Origin of the sequence: Streptomyces sp. NPDC056628 (assembly GCF_042792555.1) — a bacterium.
Taxonomy (GTDB): domain Bacteria; phylum Actinomycetota; class Actinomycetes; order Streptomycetales; family Streptomycetaceae; genus Streptomyces.
Window position 1 is genome coordinate 1 of record NZ_JBHTWG010000063.1, and the last position, 16,136, is coordinate 16,136.

Annotated in this window: 17 protein-coding genes and 6 pseudogenes; 9 read left to right on the plus strand and 14 right to left on the minus strand. The window is 69.1% G+C overall.

Annotated elements, in window-relative coordinates; translation table 11 throughout:
- Window positions 1-68: 68 nt before the first annotated feature.
- The 4 genes and pseudogenes from ACFRAC_RS35550 to ACFRAC_RS35565 all read left to right on the plus strand — a co-directional run.
- A pseudogene (locus tag ACFRAC_RS35550) lies at window positions 69-366 on the plus strand (IS5/IS1182 family transposase); the annotation flags it as partial.
- Between the two features lie 103 nt (window positions 367-469).
- On the plus strand, window positions 470-943 hold the full coding sequence (locus tag ACFRAC_RS35555) for a carboxymuconolactone decarboxylase family protein (protein WP_382939074.1): 474 nt from the start codon (window positions 470-472) through the stop codon (window positions 941-943).
- Window positions 944-1,042: 99 nt separating this feature from the next.
- The gene (locus ACFRAC_RS35560; protein ID WP_382939077.1) at window positions 1,043-1,966 is read left to right on the plus strand and encodes an RNA polymerase sigma-70 factor; all 924 of its coding nucleotides are present in this window, start codon (window positions 1,043-1,045) and stop codon (window positions 1,964-1,966) included.
- Window positions 1,967-2,082: 116 nt separating this feature from the next.
- Window positions 2,083-2,952: an alpha/beta fold hydrolase gene (locus ACFRAC_RS35565; RefSeq protein ID WP_382939080.1), complete on the plus strand. Its 870-nt coding sequence runs from the start codon at window positions 2,083-2,085 to the stop codon at window positions 2,950-2,952.
- A 224-nt stretch (window positions 2,953-3,176) separates the two neighbouring features.
- Here the strand turns inward: ACFRAC_RS35565 and ACFRAC_RS35570 are convergent, their stop codons facing one another.
- The 3 genes from ACFRAC_RS35570 to ACFRAC_RS35580 all read right to left on the minus strand — a co-directional run bounded on the left by ACFRAC_RS35570 (window position 3,177) and on the right by ACFRAC_RS35580 (window position 5,865).
- Window positions 3,177-3,899: a non-ribosomal peptide synthetase gene (locus tag ACFRAC_RS35570; protein WP_382939083.1), complete on the minus strand. Its 723-nt coding sequence runs from the start codon at window positions 3,897-3,899 to the stop codon at window positions 3,177-3,179.
- Between the two features lie 471 nt (window positions 3,900-4,370).
- On the minus strand, window positions 4,371-5,000 hold the full coding sequence (locus ACFRAC_RS35575; protein WP_382939085.1) for a LysE family translocator: 630 nt from the start codon (window positions 4,998-5,000) through the stop codon (window positions 4,371-4,373).
- Window positions 5,001-5,139: 139 nt separating this feature from the next.
- Window positions 5,140-5,865 (minus strand): hypothetical protein, encoded by a 726-nt coding sequence (locus ACFRAC_RS35580; protein ID WP_382939088.1) that lies wholly within the window; start codon window positions 5,863-5,865, stop codon window positions 5,140-5,142.
- A 220-nt stretch (window positions 5,866-6,085) separates the two neighbouring features.
- Here ACFRAC_RS35580 and ACFRAC_RS35585 point away from each other — a divergent pair, with 220 nt between their 5' ends.
- The gene (locus tag ACFRAC_RS35585; protein ID WP_382939092.1) at window positions 6,086-6,283 is read left to right on the plus strand and encodes a hypothetical protein; all 198 of its coding nucleotides are present in this window, start codon (window positions 6,086-6,088) and stop codon (window positions 6,281-6,283) included.
- Window positions 6,284-6,412: 129 nt separating this feature from the next.
- On the opposite strand, the gene ACFRAC_RS35590 is transcribed toward ACFRAC_RS35585, so the two are convergent.
- The 4 genes and pseudogenes from ACFRAC_RS35590 to ACFRAC_RS35605 form a co-directional block, all read right to left on the minus strand.
- Window positions 6,413-6,826, minus strand: a complete 414-nt coding sequence (locus ACFRAC_RS35590; protein WP_382939096.1) for a VOC family protein — start codon at window positions 6,824-6,826, stop codon at window positions 6,413-6,415.
- Entirely contained in the window at window positions 6,823-7,407 is a 585-nt protein-coding gene (locus tag ACFRAC_RS35595) for a dihydrofolate reductase family protein (RefSeq protein WP_382939100.1), read from the minus strand. The genes ACFRAC_RS35590 and ACFRAC_RS35595 overlap by 4 nt, the downstream gene beginning before the upstream one ends.
- A 102-nt stretch (window positions 7,408-7,509) precedes the next feature.
- Window positions 7,510-8,161: pseudogene (locus ACFRAC_RS35600) on the minus strand (dihydrofolate reductase family protein).
- A gap of 101 nt (window positions 8,162-8,262) precedes the next feature.
- Window positions 8,263-9,111 carry a DUF6597 domain-containing transcriptional factor gene (locus ACFRAC_RS35605; RefSeq protein ID WP_382939104.1) on the minus strand — a complete coding sequence of 283 codons (849 nt, stop codon included), beginning with the start codon at window positions 9,109-9,111 and terminating at the stop codon, window positions 8,263-8,265.
- A 143-nt stretch (window positions 9,112-9,254) separates the two neighbouring features.
- Between ACFRAC_RS35605 and ACFRAC_RS35610 the strand changes: the two genes are divergently transcribed.
- Entirely contained in the window at window positions 9,255-9,860 is a 606-nt protein-coding gene (locus ACFRAC_RS35610; protein ID WP_382939106.1) for a dihydrofolate reductase family protein, read from the plus strand.
- Between the two features lie 45 nt (window positions 9,861-9,905).
- Here ACFRAC_RS35610 and ACFRAC_RS35615 read toward each other — a convergent pair whose 3' ends face one another.
- Window positions 9,906-10,121, minus strand: coding sequence for a hypothetical protein (locus ACFRAC_RS35615; protein WP_382939108.1), 216 nt, complete (start codon window positions 10,119-10,121; stop codon window positions 9,906-9,908).
- A 977-nt stretch (window positions 10,122-11,098) separates the two neighbouring features.
- Window positions 11,099-11,494, minus strand: a complete 396-nt coding sequence (locus ACFRAC_RS35620) for a hypothetical protein (protein WP_382939111.1) — start codon at window positions 11,492-11,494, stop codon at window positions 11,099-11,101.
- A gap of 101 nt (window positions 11,495-11,595) precedes the next feature.
- Between ACFRAC_RS35620 and ACFRAC_RS35625 the strand changes: the two are divergent.
- Window positions 11,596-12,225: pseudogene (locus ACFRAC_RS35625) on the plus strand (CatB-related O-acetyltransferase); the annotation flags it as partial.
- A 151-nt stretch (window positions 12,226-12,376) separates the two neighbouring features.
- Here the strand turns inward: ACFRAC_RS35625 and ACFRAC_RS35630 are convergent.
- Together ACFRAC_RS35630 and ACFRAC_RS35635 are read right to left on the minus strand one after the other, a co-directional pair.
- Entirely contained in the window at window positions 12,377-13,123 is a 747-nt protein-coding gene (locus tag ACFRAC_RS35630; protein ID WP_382939113.1) for a CbtA family protein, read from the minus strand.
- Window positions 13,124-13,137: 14 nt separating this feature from the next.
- Complete coding sequence (locus ACFRAC_RS35635; RefSeq protein WP_382939118.1) at window positions 13,138-13,362, minus strand: CbtB-domain containing protein; 225 nt, start codon at window positions 13,360-13,362, stop codon at window positions 13,138-13,140.
- A gap of 242 nt (window positions 13,363-13,604) precedes the next feature.
- Between ACFRAC_RS35635 and ACFRAC_RS35640 the strand changes: the two genes are divergently transcribed.
- Entirely contained in the window at window positions 13,605-14,177 is a 573-nt protein-coding gene (locus ACFRAC_RS35640; protein ID WP_382939121.1) for a histidine phosphatase family protein, read from the plus strand.
- A gap of 15 nt (window positions 14,178-14,192) precedes the next feature.
- Here the strand turns inward: ACFRAC_RS35640 and ACFRAC_RS35645 are convergent.
- From ACFRAC_RS35645 to ACFRAC_RS35655, 3 genes and pseudogenes are all read right to left on the minus strand, one after another.
- Window positions 14,193-14,378 (minus strand): annotated as a pseudogene (locus tag ACFRAC_RS35645) (transposase); the annotation flags it as partial.
- Window positions 14,379-14,484: 106 nt separating this feature from the next.
- Window positions 14,485-14,859: pseudogene (locus ACFRAC_RS35650) on the minus strand (hypothetical protein); the annotation flags it as partial.
- 28 nt (window positions 14,860-14,887) lie between these two features.
- Entirely contained in the window at window positions 14,888-15,022 is a 135-nt protein-coding gene (locus ACFRAC_RS35655) for a transposase (protein ID WP_382939125.1), read from the minus strand.
- Between the two features lie 74 nt (window positions 15,023-15,096).
- On the opposite strand from ACFRAC_RS35655, the pseudogene ACFRAC_RS35660 reads away from it, so the two are divergent.
- Window positions 15,097-16,026: pseudogene (locus ACFRAC_RS35660) on the plus strand (IS5 family transposase).
- The last annotated feature ends 110 nt before the right edge of the window (window positions 16,027-16,136 follow it).

Consider the following 16,136-nt stretch of genomic DNA (forward strand, 5'->3'; position numbering starts at 1 on the left):
GCATCCCTGGGCCTTCCGATCCTACGAGCGACCGGAATCAGACCCAGGAACAACGTAAGGAGACACGCCCCCACCGCGGCCGCCACCTCAAGCCCAGCGCCTCCACGCGGACAAGGCCTACGACCGCGCCGAGCTGCGGAAATGGTGAGGTGGCGAACGCATCGGAGTATGGATCGCGCGCAAGGCATCGAGTCCGGCGAACGATCGGGCCGCCGACGCTGGGTCATCGAGCGGACGGTGTCCTGGCTGTCCGGCTACCGACCTCTGAGCCCTCGCTACGCGCGCGATCCCCGCAACCACCTGCCCTTTCTCGGACTGGCAGCCGACCTGTGCCGCAACGAACGACTCGTCCGCCTCACCCCGTAGGACACCGTCTAATCGGACGTAGCGCACACCGCGTCGTGTCACAGGCAGAAGCGCTGTCTCGTCTCGGGAGGTGAAGCGCACCGACGACCCGAAGGAGCCCACGATGGACGCGCGACTGAACCTCTTCGCCGGCCCGACCGCCGGCAAGGCGCTCAAGCACTTCATGGCGGTCGGCCGGGAGCTGAAGGAATCGCCGCTGCCGGCCGCGACGCAGGAACTGGTGGCATTGCGCGTGAGCCAGATCAACGGGTGCGCCGCCTGCATCTACATGCACACCAAGGAGGCCGCCGCGGCCGGCGAGAGCCCGGTGCGCCTGCACCTGATCGCGGCCTGGCGGGAAGCGACGGTCTTCACCGAGGCCGAGCGTGCGGCGCTCGCGCTGGCGGAGGAGGGGACCCGCGTCGCCGACGCGGCCACCGGGGTCAGTGACGACGTCTGGGAACGCGCCGCCCGGCACTACGACGAGGACCAGCTCGCGTCCCTCGTCCTGCTGGTCTCGTTCATGAACACGGCGAACCGGCTGAACATCATCACCCAGCAGCCGGCCGGCGACTACCAGGTCGGCCGGGCCCACTGAACAAAGCGTCGGCCGTGCCGTCGACACAGCGGATGATCTTCGAAGGATGCCTGGCCGGCGCCGGTCCGGCCAGGGACACGGAACGCAAGGGGAAGCAGCGTGAGCAAGGTCGAGGAGTTCGAGGAACTGAGGCCGCTGCTGTTCTCGATCGCGTACCGGATCCTGGGTAGCGTGGGCGAGGCCGAGGACGCCGTGCAGGAGACCTGGCTCCGCTACGACGCCTCGACCACGCGGGCCGTGTCGCCCAAGGCGTTCCTGTCGGCCACGGTGACCCGGATCGCGATCGACGTGCTGCGCTCCGCCCGGATGCGGCGGGAGGAGTACGTCGGACCGTGGCTGCCCGAGCCGCTGCTGGACGACCCGTACGAGGACCCGGCCCGCGCGGCCGAACTGGCCGACTCGGTGTCTATGGCGGCGCTGCTGCTCCTGGAGCGGCTCAGCCCGTTGGAGCGGTCGGTGTTCGTGCTGCGGGAGGTCTTCGCCTTCGGCTTCGACGACATCGCCGCGGCGGTGGGGCGCTCGGAGGCGGCGTGCCGGCAGCTGCTCGTACGGGCCCGTCGGCACATGAACGAGGGACGGCCCCGGTTCGAAGCGGACCGGCGGGAGCGGCAGGAGCTGGCGAGACGCTTCTTCGAGGCGCTGACGCAGGGCGACGTGGACGGACTGCGGAATCTGCTGTCCGCCGATGTCCAGCTCGTCGGGGACGGTGGTGGCAAGGCGCCGCAGCTGGCCAGGGCCGTCGCCGGTGCCGAGAACGTGGCCAGACTCCTCGCCGCCGTCCACCCGCTCATGGCCCAGGTCGACATCACCTTCGAAACGCGCGAGGTCAACGGCGAGCCGGGCGCGCTGTTCCGCGACCGCGACGGCAAGGTCCTCCACATCCTCGTCCTCGACGTCCGCGACGGGGAGATCCGGACGATCCGCACGGTCATCAACCCCGACAAGCTCGGGCACCTCGGCCCGGTCGCCGATGCCTGGGCCGTCGACCAGGAAGTGAGGCAGGCCCGCAGGCACACACGCTGAACGTCGAGACCAAGGAGTGTCCCAGGGGTCGGCGAGGGCAGGAGGCAAGAAGGCAGCGGAAGGCCAGCACTCGTCGGCCACGGCGATGTTCAGGCGAAGTAGGGGAGGTTCGGGCCGTGTTCGAGGGCTTCGAGACGACGCGGGTTCAGCTCGGCGAGGCGTCGATCCTCGTTCGCCACGGCGGGGCAGGGCCGCCCGTGGTGCTGCTGCACGGCCACCCCCGGACATCCGCGACCTGGCACCGGGTCGCCCCGCTCCTCGTCCGACGCGGTTTCACCGTGGTGTGTCCCGACCTCCGGGGGTACGGCCGGTCCACCGGACCGGCGCCCACCGCGGACCACGCGGGGTACTCCAAGCGGGCCGTCGCCGGTGACGTGGTCGAGGTGATGCGCACCCTCGGTCATGCCCGGTTCGCGCTCGCCGGGCACGACCGTGGAGGCACGGTCGCGCTGCGTCTCGCCCTCGACCACCCCGACGCCGTCTCGCGGGTGGCGCTGATCGACTGCCTCCCTCTCACCGAGCACCTGTCCCGCATCACAGCGGAGTTCGCCACGCAGTGGTGGCACTGGTTCTTCTTCGCCCAGCCGGACATCCCCGAGCGCGTCATCAACGCTGACCCGGACAGCTGGTACCGCGGTGACCCCGAGACCATGGGGCAGGAGAACTACGACGAGTGGCGCGCGGCCACGAGGAACCCGGACGTGGTGCGGGCGATGCTGGAGGACTACCGGGCCGGTCTGACCGTCGACCGGCGGCACGAGGAGGAGGACCGCGCGGCCGGGGCACGGTTGCGGTGTCCGGCGCTGGTCCTCTGGTCGCTCCGGGACGACCTCGAGGACCTGTACGGCGACCCGGTCAGGATCTGGCGGCAGTGGGCGCCGGACGTGCGCGGTCACGGCATCGACTCCGGCCATCACGTGGCCGAGGAGGCCCCGGAAGCACTCGCGTCCTCCCTCGCGGACTTCTTCGCCGTACGACCTGAGTGAGGCCCCTCGGAGAACGGCTCACCGCCTACGCGACATCGGGCCGTGTCATCAGGGGCGACCGTATGTGCGGCTCCGGGCGGGGCCCGGTCAGGGGCACGGTGCTCCACTTGGCGGCCGCCGTGCCCGACTCCCTGTCGACGACCGTGCGGCACCCGCACCCACAGAGCGTCGAACACGGTGTGACGCTGTCCCGGGAGCGGCCGGGCTCCGTGCCGCGCGGTGGCTCAGTGCATGAGCTCGAGATGACGGTGGTGCGCTGAGGCCGGACAGATGTAGAGCTGCTGGTCGTATCCGCTGCCGATCTGGATGCTGGTGGGCTGCCTGGGAGCGTCGGGGACGGCGGACCGGTCGTCGGAGGGCTCGTACGGCTGCCAGCTGCTGTGGGCGTTGTCCTCGAACGTGGCGATGGTCAGCAGAGCGTCCATGTCGTGGCCGCAGTCAGGACACGTGCGAGGACAGGGGTCGGTGGCACCCCAGCGGGGCCGGCCGCCGACCTTCCACCCGGGTGCACCGGCGAGCTCGTTGTCGTAGTACTGAGGCAGGAATGATGCGAACTCGCTTTCGCGGGCCTCTGGCAGGCCCGAGGCGTAGCGGTGTTCGAAGGACTCCTGCAGGTGGGACATGGCGGAGTCGGCCGCATCCGAGGTCTGCCAGGCGGTCCAGTCCTTGAGCCGGCCCTGGAGTTCCCGGCTCAGCTCGAGGTGGTCGGGGTAGTCGGTGACCTGTTCGGGGTGGAGCAGGCAGGGCTCGGGCAAGTAGTCGGGGAATTGCATCGCGGGCGGCTCCGGAGGCATCGTCAGGACGTCGGTGACGGTCGCCGCATCGCGCCAGAACAGCGCTGTCCTGGGCATGATCGGATGGTCGAAGGGACACCACAGGACCTGGAGCAGGTCGGCTCCTTGCGGCGAACGCAGATCGGGCACGTCCCGCGCATACAGCTGCGCCACCGGCAACATCGCTATGGGCCCCTCCGGAGGGCCGACAGGCGGCTGCCCCGGCCCCCCGCCACAACGGCTCATGCGCAGGAGGACCTCCCGCTCCTCCTCCGTCAGGCTCCTCACGTGCTCGGCGGCGAGGAGTTGCCGTCTCAGTCGCACGTCGGCCGGGGAGAGGGCGGGATTCAAGCCGTCCACCACGTGCGGTTCCCCGCAGTGCGGCCACGGCTCGTCGGCGGGCCACAGCAGGGGACCACCGACGGAGCTGTCCTGCGGAGTGGGCGATCCGGGCCGGGGATGCAACCGTGTCGCCGTCCGCGCCAGCGGGGCCAGTTGAGCGAAAGCCTCGGTGACGTCGAAGGGCCGCGGCGGAGTGGTTGGAGCAGGCGAAGGGTTCCTCATGACCCTGATGGTGCCAACTGCCACTGACAACCGGCCGGGACGACGCAATGATGGGGGCACCGCACAGGGCGTCCGGACGACTCAGGCTGCCGCCGCGACGCCGACACCGATGGCGATGAACAGCCAACCGGTCGTCAGTTCCCAGCGGCGGCGGATCTTCGGGCGGTCCAGGAGTGCGCGCAGCCGGGCGGCGACGGCGACCAGGGCGAACCAATATGCGACGCCGACGAGCACGTCCAGGATGCCGAGCAGGAAGATCTGCCGTGTCATGGAACCGCCACCGTGGACGAACTGGGGCAGAACGCTGAGAAAGAACAGCGCCGCTTTAGGGTTCAGCACGTTGGTGAGAAAGCCTTGCGCGAACCCGGACCGCCACCTGTTGCGGGACCCGTCGCCACGGGCCGCCGGCGCGCCGATCGCACGAGTCGTCTCGCGTCCCGCTCGCAGTCGGCGCGCCGCGAGGACCGCCCGGATTCCCAGATAGACGAGATAGGCGGCGCCCGCGAGCTTGATCGCGGCGTAGACCAGCGGTGAACGTGCGGCGATCACGGACAGCCCATCCGCGGCGGCCAGCCCGCCCCGGCCCGTGAGAGCGTGGAAAACGCGATCCCCGTGCTCGAGTTGGCGAGCCAGCGCCTCCTGGGAGAAGCCGTCGAAGTCGGCACTCTCCCTGTCGGCCTCGATCGGGGCGCGAAGCGTGGCGGCTTTCACGCGCCGGAGTTGACCATCGGCGTCAAGCCGAAGTCTTCGAGGACGATGAGCTCAGGAATCGCTTGCTCACTAAGGGCCGGACCACGACGAGGATATGAAGCAGCGGCGCCCGCGAGGATGTTGGTCGGAACCCACGCGCTCAGTCGGCCGAAGCGTTCTGCGTCGCGGCGCTTGCCGCCGTTAGTGCTCGCTGCCTGAGGTCACCGCCCAGCAACTGGATCGTAGTGGCGGCCAGGATGTCATCCGTGCGAATGATCCGGCGGGTGGACGAGACCGGGAGGGAGCCCCGGATGAACGAGGGCGCGGCAGCATCGCCTTGCGCAACCACGCGGACGGTACCCAAGCGTTGAACTCCGGCCTCGCGGACCACCATGGCCGCATCCCGGGCCAGATCCGTCAGAAACACGCTCGCGATCCCGTCCAGATCCCGGACCATCGGCGGGACGGCCGTCACCTTCTGACTGCGCAACAGCCTCTTGACCCCCGCCTCGAACCTGTGGGCGCCGGCCACGGCACTCGGTTTGCGCGCCCCTCTGCGCTGACGCGTCGACACGATGACGCCCCCGGCGTCGTACAGGACGCCGGTCAGGCCTCGGAACGTCGGGCTGAAGTCGTACCACTTGGTCCCCACCTCGAGCTCGACGTTCCGGTCGATGGCCGCGACAAGGTCCCGAGGGAACAGCTTCTTGCGGCCTTCAGCCGCCGCCGCGTTCCTGGCGCCGCCGATGATCTCGGTCAGCACCGTCCGCGTCACCGATGCGGCGGCCCACGCAGCGGACCGAGAGATGTGCATCGAAGTCACGTCCCTGAACACCGCTTTGACGAGCGAAGGCTTGAACGTCCAGCTATCCAGGACCGAGGGCATCAGAAGAACCGCTCCCCACTATCGGAGTTGTCAGAGGCTCACACTGCACCACGCGGATCCGCAGATCGCTAGGGCGTTTCCGCTGTGCCGTGCTTCTCTGCACTTCACTCCCGTAGGTGAAGGCAGGTATGTGACTCGTCCAAGGGCTCCGAGATGGAGGGGATGAGGTCAAGGGCGGTGATGGATCCGGCAACCGCCGAGCAGGTCGGCCAGCGTCGGTATGATCAACGCTCTCTTCGGGGGTGTGATGGGGACATCAGGGCGGGGCGGCGAGGGGCGGAAGTACGCGCTGAGCTCGGACGAGGACATTAGCGACTTCTGGGGCTTCGTTCACGAGGCCGATGGGTTGTTCACGCCGCTGCCGGATGAGGAGTCGGACCATCTGCTCGTCCCGCTGGCCGAGATCGAATCGCTATGACGGGGAAGCAGGCAAGCGGTGGCGGCGGAAGCACGGGAGGAAACTTCCACACATTCCTGCGGATCAAGACTTCCTCGGGCCACGCTTCACAAGGGGACGAACCGCCGTCCGGCGTGTGCCGTGCCCGCCTCAGGTGAAGTCCGCGGGCGTGATGCCGTCGGCGTGTCCGGCCGGCCACTCCACCAACTCGATCCGGTAACCGTCCGGATCCGTGAGCCACGAGGTCGTCGGGCCGTCAGGACCAATGGGGTATTGAAGAGGCCCGGGCCTGAGCCCGGCCTCCATGAGCTTCGTCAGAGTGAGGGTCAGTTCCTCCACTTGGATGGCGAGGTGATCGAAACCGCTGCCCACGTCGACCGGTTCGTCGCCGGGCCGGTGGACCAGTTCGAGCGAGGCCGCCGGTTCGTCGGGGAACTTGAGGAGCACGAGGTGAGCGCCGCCGCCGAGAGGGACCTTGCCCAGTTCGGCGTAGCCCAAGGCGCTGTAGAAGCCGAGCGAGCGGTCCAGGTCGGTGACGCGGTAAGAGACGAACAGCGTTTTCATGCGGCCTCCTCGGGCTGACGCACCCGGAAACGAAGGTGCGTGACGTCTCGGTCCTCGAGGCGGCGGACGAGGTCGAGCTCGATACGATCGCCACCCAGGTGGTTGAACGACCGCCGACCGTCCCCGAGGAGGACCGGAACGAGATGGATCTCCATCTCGTCCAGCTGTCCGGCTCGCAGCAGTGCTTGGGCCGCCCCCGCCCCGTGGACCATCACCGCCCGGGCCCCCGCCGCTGCGCGGGCCTGACGGGCGCAGTCCTCGACGTCGGTGACAAAGCGCGTGTGTCCGGGGGGCACGTCCCCGTCGTCCACCTCGTGAGTGAGTACGAAGATCGGGACGCCGTCGTGGTGATCGCCCTGCCAGCGCCCCGCGAGGTCGAAGGTGCGACGTCCGGAGATCACCGCGCCGGTCGCGAGCGCCTCGCGGTAGACCTGACCGCTCGGCCCGTCGGACTCCCGGTCGTAGAGCCAGCCGAAGAGACGTCCGCCGCCGCGTCCGAGCTCCTGCCCTGGGCGGTCTTCCGGACCGGCGATGTAGCCGTCGAGCGACAACGACATGTACAGCCGGATCGGACCGTCCATCGCTGCCTCCATCCGTCTCCCCGATGTCTGGCGCTTCCTGCGGCGTCTACGCGTCGGGCTTGTCACAAGGAACTCAAGGAAGACCTCAGGCAGCCGGCGAACTCATCGCACACACGATCTCCAGCGCCGCACCTTGTACCTGAGATGCAGCACCCGGTCGCCCGGGATGACCACGTGAGGATCCTCCAGCAGGAGCTGCCTGTCGATGTTCCCGAAGTACCGCCTGCCCGAGCCGAACAACACCGGCGCCCGAGCCGAACACCACCGGCACCACGTCGATGGCCACCTCGTTCACGAGACCCGCCGCGAGGATCTGACCGCCGGCCTCGCCGGCGTTCACCGCCACGACTCGCTCCCCGGCGAGCTCCTGGGCCTTGTCGACCGCAGCCGTCACACCGTCGACGAAATGGTAGGACGCCTCCGGATGCCAGCCCTCGGGCTTGGGCCGATGCGACACCACGACCACGTGGTCGCTGGCGGGCTGATGGCGCTCCCAGCCATTCGTGAGGTCGATGAAGGGGCCGCCCATGACGATCGCGCCGATCGACTCCCACATCGGCCCGACATACTGCGCCGACGCACGGGAGACCTTGAAGCCACGCCCGACGCTGCAGTGGTCGTACTGCTGGTCGCCCCCCGCGTCGATCGGAGTGTCCCCGCTGAAGTACCACTCGTGAAGTCGCCCTACGTCGTCGTGGTCGTCAGCGATGAAGCCGTCCAGCGACCCGACGTTGTGCATGATCACTGTGCCCACGAGATCCTCCTCGACTCCGCCTGCGTGTGCACATCCGTGTCTGCGCACATCCCTGCACACCCGATCTTGTCGGGGCGAGCCGTGAACAGGCTTGTAGGAAATCAATCAGCGGGCATCGGACCGGCGTCCGGCGGAAACCTCGGCGTTGCGGGGAACCGACGTCGCAGGGCCAGGTACTCCGTCGGGGTGCGGCCGCTGACATCCTTGAACTCCCGGCTGCAGTGGGCCTGGTCGAGGTCGAAGTACCCCGCCGTATGGGCGAGCTCCGGCCAGCCGGTCGGACACCGGGCGTCCGCGGAGAGGATCAGCCGTGCGAAGCGGTAGATCCGCGCCAGCCGCTTCGACGGGACCCCCACATGGGCCTTGAATTGCGCGGCCAGGTGGTTGCCGCTCACCCCAGCGCCCGAGGCCAGCGCACCGACCGGAATGGCGCCGCCTGACGTGACCAAGCGACGGCCCGCGTGAAGAACGAGATCGAGTCCGCGCGGCGGTGTCTCGGCGAGCCGCGACAGCAGCTCCGCTACCAGCACTCGCAGTGTCCCGGTCGCCGACGTGGTGTCGCCGATCCGGTTGCGGATACGGTCCACCGAGCGTTGCCACACGGTGTCGACCGGTAGCCACTGGTCTCGCAGCTCAGCCGCCGGCACGCCGACGAAGGGCGACATCCCCCAGGGCTTGAAGTGCACCCCCACGAGCCGTACCCAGGCGGGGTACTCGACGACGAAACGCCTGGTCCACAGGCCCATGAACCACCCGTCGGCCAGCACAGCCGGTGGCGCCCCCGGGGCGGAGTCCCGCAGGAGAACAGGGGCGCCGAGGTTGAGGAACAGGTGGGCGGACGGCATCGGAGGGATGTTCATCCGGCGGTGACGCGGCATCCCGCTCAGGCAGTAGATGTCGTCGACGAACCGGTCGAGGGGAGGACAGGGCACCCGGCCGACGTACTCCATAGGCTCAGTGTGCCCGACAACCGTGACGTGTGCGCGGCACCCGCGCGGGCTCCGGGCGAACCGGCGCCGGGAGCGCTCAACGGCGGCGCGCCGATGAGTTCGCGGCGGTCGTGCCGTCTACCCCTCGACGAAGGGAGCGCACCATGCGCAAGATCATCGTTTGCACGTTTCTGACGCTGGATGGCGTCATGCAGGCGCCGGGTGGTCCGGACGAGGACACACAGAGCGGTTTCGAGCACGGCGGCTGGCAGAAGCCGGTCGACGACGACGAGGTCGGCACGGCCATCGCCGGCTGGTACGAGGACTTCGACGGGATGCTGCTCGGCCGCAAGACATACGAGATCTTCGCGTCGTACTGGCCGAACGCCGACCCCGGCAATCCCTTCACCGACCGGATGAACCGCATGGACAAGTACGTGGCGTCACGGACCCTGACGTCCGTCGACTGGCAGAACTCCCGCCTGCTGCAAGGCGACGTCGTCGACGCCGTGCGCGAGCTGAAGGCGTCCGACGGCGGCGACATCGCCGTCGTCGGCAGCGGAGACCTCGCCCAGACCCTCATGCGGCACGGCCTCGTGGACGAGTACCGGCTGACCATCCACCCGGTGATCATCGGCACCGGCAAGCGCCTGTTCGCCGACGGAGCCATCCCCACCGCGCTGGAGCCGGTCAGCGTGACGACGTCCAAGGGAGGCACCGTGGTCGGCGTCTACCGCACGAATGGACAGCCCACCTACGACAGTTACTAGGGGCGTCGGGAGGGGCGGAGCCCTGTGCCCTGGGCCGACTTCCGGTCACGGTGACGCGAACAGCGCGACGGCTTCGGCATCTCGTTCGTGCCGCCGGCCCTCGTCGTGGCCGTCAGCGGCGCCGCTCCGACCGGCACCGACGGCTCGGGCGGCGGCCCGCTCAACAACGTCCGCCAGATCGGCGCCACCTTCGGTGTCGCCGATCACGGGTGCCGCCGCGAGCGCCGACACGGGATCGCCCTTGCTGCTGTCGGACGGCATGTGCGCCGTCGCGTGACTGGTCTTCGCGCTGACGCCCGGGAACGCACCGGTCCGAGCGGCGCACGCTCCGGATGCCGGCCGTGCACCGTCCGACCGGAGCTGACCGCGCAGCCCAGGGCAGCACCTTGGCGACCGCCTGCGTCCCGCCGTGGAGGGTCCCAACGGGGTGGCGGTCAGCCACAGGTGCCCTCCGGCCAACCGCCGCTCAACCCTCGGCTTGAGACCCTGAGCGCCCGAACGAGACAGGAGTGGCTGTGCGCGTGCCGGTGGTGGAGGGCGAGGAGGACCTCGCCGAGATGATCGCCGACGGGCTGCGCTCCTCGGGCAGGTCGTACCTCCTCTCCACCGACGCCATCACCTCCTACGGCCAGGACGGGCACCTCTTCGGCGATCCGGTGGCTGACCGCCGAAGAGGTGCTCGAGGAGGCGGAAGACGTACTCGACCCCCACATGCACCGCTTCACACACAAGCTGCAGCACGCCCGGGCCACGGGGCGCTGCGGGTAGCTGCTCCCGTCCGCAGCGGGCGCGTTGGCGCTTCGGTGCCTCCCGCCATCTCGCGTGGGCGCCCCCGCCGCACCAGCCCTGCCCCTGCTCCGCGAGCAACTGGCCAGCCCGGGCGCGGCGACAGGTTCCAGACCACCGCCCACGACGAGCAACTCCAGCGTGTCAGCCGTAGTCCCCTCACCCGCTCGACCCGCTCGACCCGCTCGACCCGCTCGACCCGCTCGACCCGCTCGACCCGCACGCCTCGGAACTCCCGGCCCCGCGATGCCGGCCGAGGGTTCCGTTCCCAGCGCCTCGAGACCGCCTGGGCCTCCCGGTTGCCGTCGGACGGCGCGGTCGGCATCGGGTACCTGCTGTAGGAACGAGTCGCCCGCACCTCCGAGTTCGGGCGGAGGACGCGGTCGATCGTGCCCGCCGCCGAATCCACGGTCCGGAAAGCCGTCCTCCGCAGAGCGCGTCCGTGCCGCGCGCTATCGACCGGCGTCTGGATCGACTTCGGGATGTGTGAACCGCACGGGCCTGCCCAGCGACCGGGCGTAGGCGATTTCGGCCCGGGTGCTGTCTCCGATGTAGTCGCCAACCACGAGCACGTCGTCAGCGAGCCGGATCTTCGCGCGGTGCAGATCGTCGAGTCGAAGCTTCAGCGCCTTGGCCTCGTCAGGATCCGACCAGAGGTCGTGCGGCGACTTCAAGTCACAACCCGGTTTGACGACAATCCGTCCGGCTTCGGTCTCCCGCACATCGGCCTCGTTCATCTCGGTCATGAAACGGGTGGAGCCGCAGATCACGACGATTGGGGGGAGGCCCACCTGCTGCTTCGCGTCCGCGAGCTTCTCCTCGGGGGTGACCGGTATGGGGCGGGACACTGATTCCTCCTGGTGGTGCGGTCCTTCTCGGTGGTGGCCGGACAGCGTGGGTTGCGATCATGGGCCGTCCGGCCTGCGATTGTGTGAGGAAGTCGATCGAGATGTCAGCCGTCCCCGCCGATCCGACCGTAGTGCACCCGATGCCGGAGCAGCCTCGTGTCGTTCTGCTCAAGCCGCTGATCACGTCGGCGCTGATCGAGGTGGGAGAGTTCTCCTACTACGACGATCCGGATGACCCGACGGCGTTCGAGACCCGCAATGTGCTCTACCACTACGGGCCGGAAAGGCTGGTCATCGGAAAGTTCTGCGCACTCGGCGACGGGGTGCGATTCATCATGAACGGCGCCAACCACCGCATGGACGGGCCCTCGACGTTCCCCTTCCCGATCATGGGCGGATCCTGGGCCGAGCCCTTCGATCTGATCACGGGGCTGCCCGGCCGTGGTGACACCGTGGTCGGGAATGACGTGTGGTTCGGGTACCGCGCCATGGTGATGCCCGGCGTCCGTATCGGACACGGAGCGATCATCGCCTCCTGCTCCGTCATCGACGACGTTCCTCATTACGGCATCGTCGGCGGCAACCCGGCCCGCCTCGTCCGCCGTCGCTTCGCCGACGAGGACATCGCCCGCCTCCTGGCCGTCGCCTGGTGGGACTGGCCGGCCCAGCACATCACCGAGCACATCCGCACGATCATGTCCGGCAGCATCGAGGAACTGGAGGCTGCGGCCCCGAAGGGCCGGTGGACAAGCCTTCGCACGTACGGCGACGCAGTCAGAACCAGGCCCTGCACCCGGCGCCGGGGCTGGACTCGTGCGGACGGTACGACAGGGGCGGGGCCACTGGGCGCGCCCCCAGTAGCCCCGCCGCCTGCTGTCCCGTTCAGACGGCCAGTGAGGCGACCTTGTCGGGGGCCTGCTCAGGCTCCAGGACGCGTTCGGCCAGGAAGCCGAACAGCAACCCGAACGCGGCCCACAGGACGGCCTGGATGCCGATCGAGGCCACACGGAACTCCCACAGATCGGTCGCCGGGAAGCCCTTGGGGGTGTTGTCTCCCTGCGGCAGCACGGCCATCGCGACCGCCACGACCGCGACGAAGGCGACGCCGGCGGCGATGGAGGCGTTCCAGTTGCCCCACGCCGGGGCGAGCCTGCGGCCCAGCAGGATCGCCGCCACGCCCAGCAGGACACTCAAGGCGATCATTCCCACGAACAGGATGGTGCGCTTGCCGATGGTGTCGGGGTTGCCGACGGCAGGCGGGTTCGCGGGGTACTTCAGGATGGGCAGCAGGTAGAGGAGCAGGAACCCCGCCAGCGCGGTGAGCGCCGCTGTGGACCGTGCCCCGAACCGGCCGATACGGCCCAGCACGAAGCAGAACGCGAGCGCCGCGATGCCGCCGATGGCGACGCCGAAGACGAGCACGCCCGTGGCGAGGCCGGCGGTCGACTGCACGGTGCGGCTGACGAGTTCCTCGCCGCCGTGTTCATGGGAGCCGGCCTCCTCGAACGCGATGGCTGCGTCCACGGGGCCTTCCCCGAGCAGGAAGGCGAAGACGAAGGCGAGCACGCCGGCGCCCAGGCCGGCGAGCATGCCGCGCACCAGCAAGGTGCGTACGGTGACGGAGTTCATCGAGGACGGCTCCGTCAGTGGCAGGGGAAGCCGAGGAGGTGGCGGGCATCATGCACCCACTCGTGCACGCCCTCACCGGAGACCAGGGCGGTGGCGCCCTGCTCGGCGCCGACGAAGTACAGCAGGACCAGCATGAGGACGCCGACGAAGACGGCCCAGGGGGCGACCGCCCGCAGTGGCAGCGGCGCGAGGGTCTGGGTGGTGGGGGTGGGGGTGGGGGCGGCAGTGGACTGCGCCATGGCGAGACCTCCTCGGGAACTACGCGTCCCGCATCGTGTGGAGCACTCGACGACAGCGTTGGGTCTGACTCACCGCCCCGCCTGGCTGGCGGGGTGGCACACAGTGGCGCGACCGTGCCGGGCTTGCACCGGACTTCCGTGGCGCTGTCGTCCTTGTCGCCCCAGATGGTAGGGGCAATGGGCTCTTCGGCCAACATGGCGTACGCCACCTACGATGAACCGACCTCGCAGAAAGGCCCGTCATGACCATCCGGCTCACGCTGCTGTGCGCCGCGGCCCCAACGGAACGCGACGTGCGATTCGGCGGCGACACGCCCTTGGACGAGAGGGCCCTGGGCCAAGTCCGAGACGTCATCGGATCGTTGCCGACGGCCGGCGCCTGGCTCGCGGCGCCTTCCCAGCGGTGCCGGCAGACGGCGCAGGCTCTTGGTCTGAACACCGTCTCTGTTGAGCCGGCCCTGAGGGACATGGACATGGGCACCTGGCAAGGACGCACCCTGGACGAGGTCGCGGCCGGTGACGGGACCGGGCTCGCCCTGTGGATGTCGGATCCCGAAGCGGCCCCGCACGGTGGCGAGTCGGTGGCGCAACTGTGTCGTCGGGTCTCCGCCTGGCTGGACGGGCTGTCCGAAGGCACGGGCCGGGTCCTGGCCGTCGTCGAACAGGCCGTGGCCCGGGCCGCGTTGCTGCACGCGGCAGATGCGCCGCAGCAGTCGTTCTGGCGAATCGACGTCCCGCCGCTTGCCGCCTTCCAGATCACCGGCAGATCCGGCCGCTGGAACCTGCGGATACCCGTCGTCGGGAGCAGCGAGTAGCACTGGGGTCCGTCTTCAAACTGATCTTGCCCAGAGCAGGAGCGCCGCGCGTGTGACCGCTGTTTCGTAGGAAGTGGCGGTCTTGTCGTACCGGGTGGCGATGCCGCGGAAGCCCTTGAGCTTGTTGAAGCAGCGTTCGACGAGGTTGCGGCGGCGGTAGATCTCCCGGTGGAGCCTGGCGGCCGGCCACCGCGGCTCCCGCGATGGTGTTAGTGCCGCTGCTGGTCGACCTTTTCGGGGATCGTGTGCGCGATGCCGCCTTGCCGCGTTGCCGCAAGCAGCTGCGGAAGCCGCGAGAGCTGTATGCCTTGTCCGCGATCACCTGGTCAGGTCGGCGGAGTGGCCAGCCCGGGCCGGTGCGAGGAACACGGATTCTGTCCAGCCGGGCTTGTGCGCAGATCCGGTCGCGACGTTGGCCTGGTGTGATCAGGAGGGCGAGAGGGCGGCCCTTGCCGTCGCAGGCAAGGTGAACCTTGGTTGTCAGTCCTCCTTGGATCGGCCGAGTGTTTGATCGCCCGGTTCGTCCGGCCGGTGCCTCCCCCTTTTCGGCCGATGGCGGCGGCGTGTTGGTGGACGCGGACGATGGTGTAGTCGATCTGGACCAGCCAGTCGATTTCACCGGCCGCGTCGGCCCGGGCCTGCGCCTGCTGCAGGGCCCGGGTGAACACGCCGTCCAGGGCATAGCGACGGAAGCGGGTGTAACCCTTCTGTCACGGTCCGTAGCGTTCCGGCAGATCACGCCAGGAGATCCCGGTGCGGATCTTATAGACCATCCCGTTGATGACCTGCCGGTCTGCCACCCGGAGCTGGCCTGTCGTGGCCTGCGGTATCAGCGGAGCGATCAACTCCCACTCCGGATCGGTTAGGACTTGTCCGGCCGATCATGTGACTGCTCTGGGTCCGAGTCGTTGATGTGAGCATGGGGCGGGGCGATCTGACGGATGCCGAGTGGGAACGGCTGCAGCCGTTCCTGCCGGTCAGTAACAGGCGTTGTGGCAGGTGGCGGGATCACCGGCAGGTGATCGACGGGATTTTGCACCGGGTGCGGACCGGCGTGCAGTGGCGTGACCTGCCCGAATGGTTCGGCCCCTGGAAGACTGTCTATGAACGCCACCGCCTGTGGTCGGCCGACGGAACCTGGGAACGCCTGCTCCAGCAGGTTCAGGCCGAGGCCGACGCGACCGGGGAGATCGACTGGGACATCTCGGTCGACTCCACGATCGTGCGGGCACATCAGCATGCCGCAGGCGCCCGCACCGACCCGCCGCCGACTCCCGCCTCAAGGGGGGATGCGGCGGCAGAACATCAGGGCGAAACGCCGTGGCAGAGCCTGCTCGCCCGCCTGGTGGAGGTGGTGCTGGAGGTGAGGACCTGGGCCGCTCGCGGGGCGGCTTCACCAGCAAGCTCCACCTGAGCGCAGACGGCCGCTGCCGCCCGCTCTCCCTGATCGTCACACCAGGGCAGAGGGCGGATTGCACGCAGTTCACGCGCGTGCTGGAAAGGATTTGCGTCCCGCGGATCGGGCCGGGCAGGCCGCGCGCGAAACCCGACAGCCTCGCCCGATAAGGCCTACAGCAACGGGCCGTGCCGCGAGTACCTGCGGCGTCGGGGCATCCGGCACACCATTCCGGAGAAGACCGACAGCCAGGCCGCCCGTCTGCGCAAGGGCTCACGCGGCGGACGGCCAACCAGGTTCGACGACGAGCGGTACAAGAAGCGCAACACCGTCGAACGAGCGATCAACAAGCTCAAACAGTCCCGGGCCGTGGCCACTCGCTACGACACACGCGGCTACGTCTTACTCGGGACCGCGACCGCAGCAGCCCTCGTCATCTGGCTCCGTGCATGATCGGCCGGACAAGTCCTAGTACTCCAGCAGGATTTCGCTGCCTGACCAGGTCTTTCCGCCGGGTGGCGGGAGTGTAGCGGGACTTCGATCGTGCGGGGGCGGTCTCATGG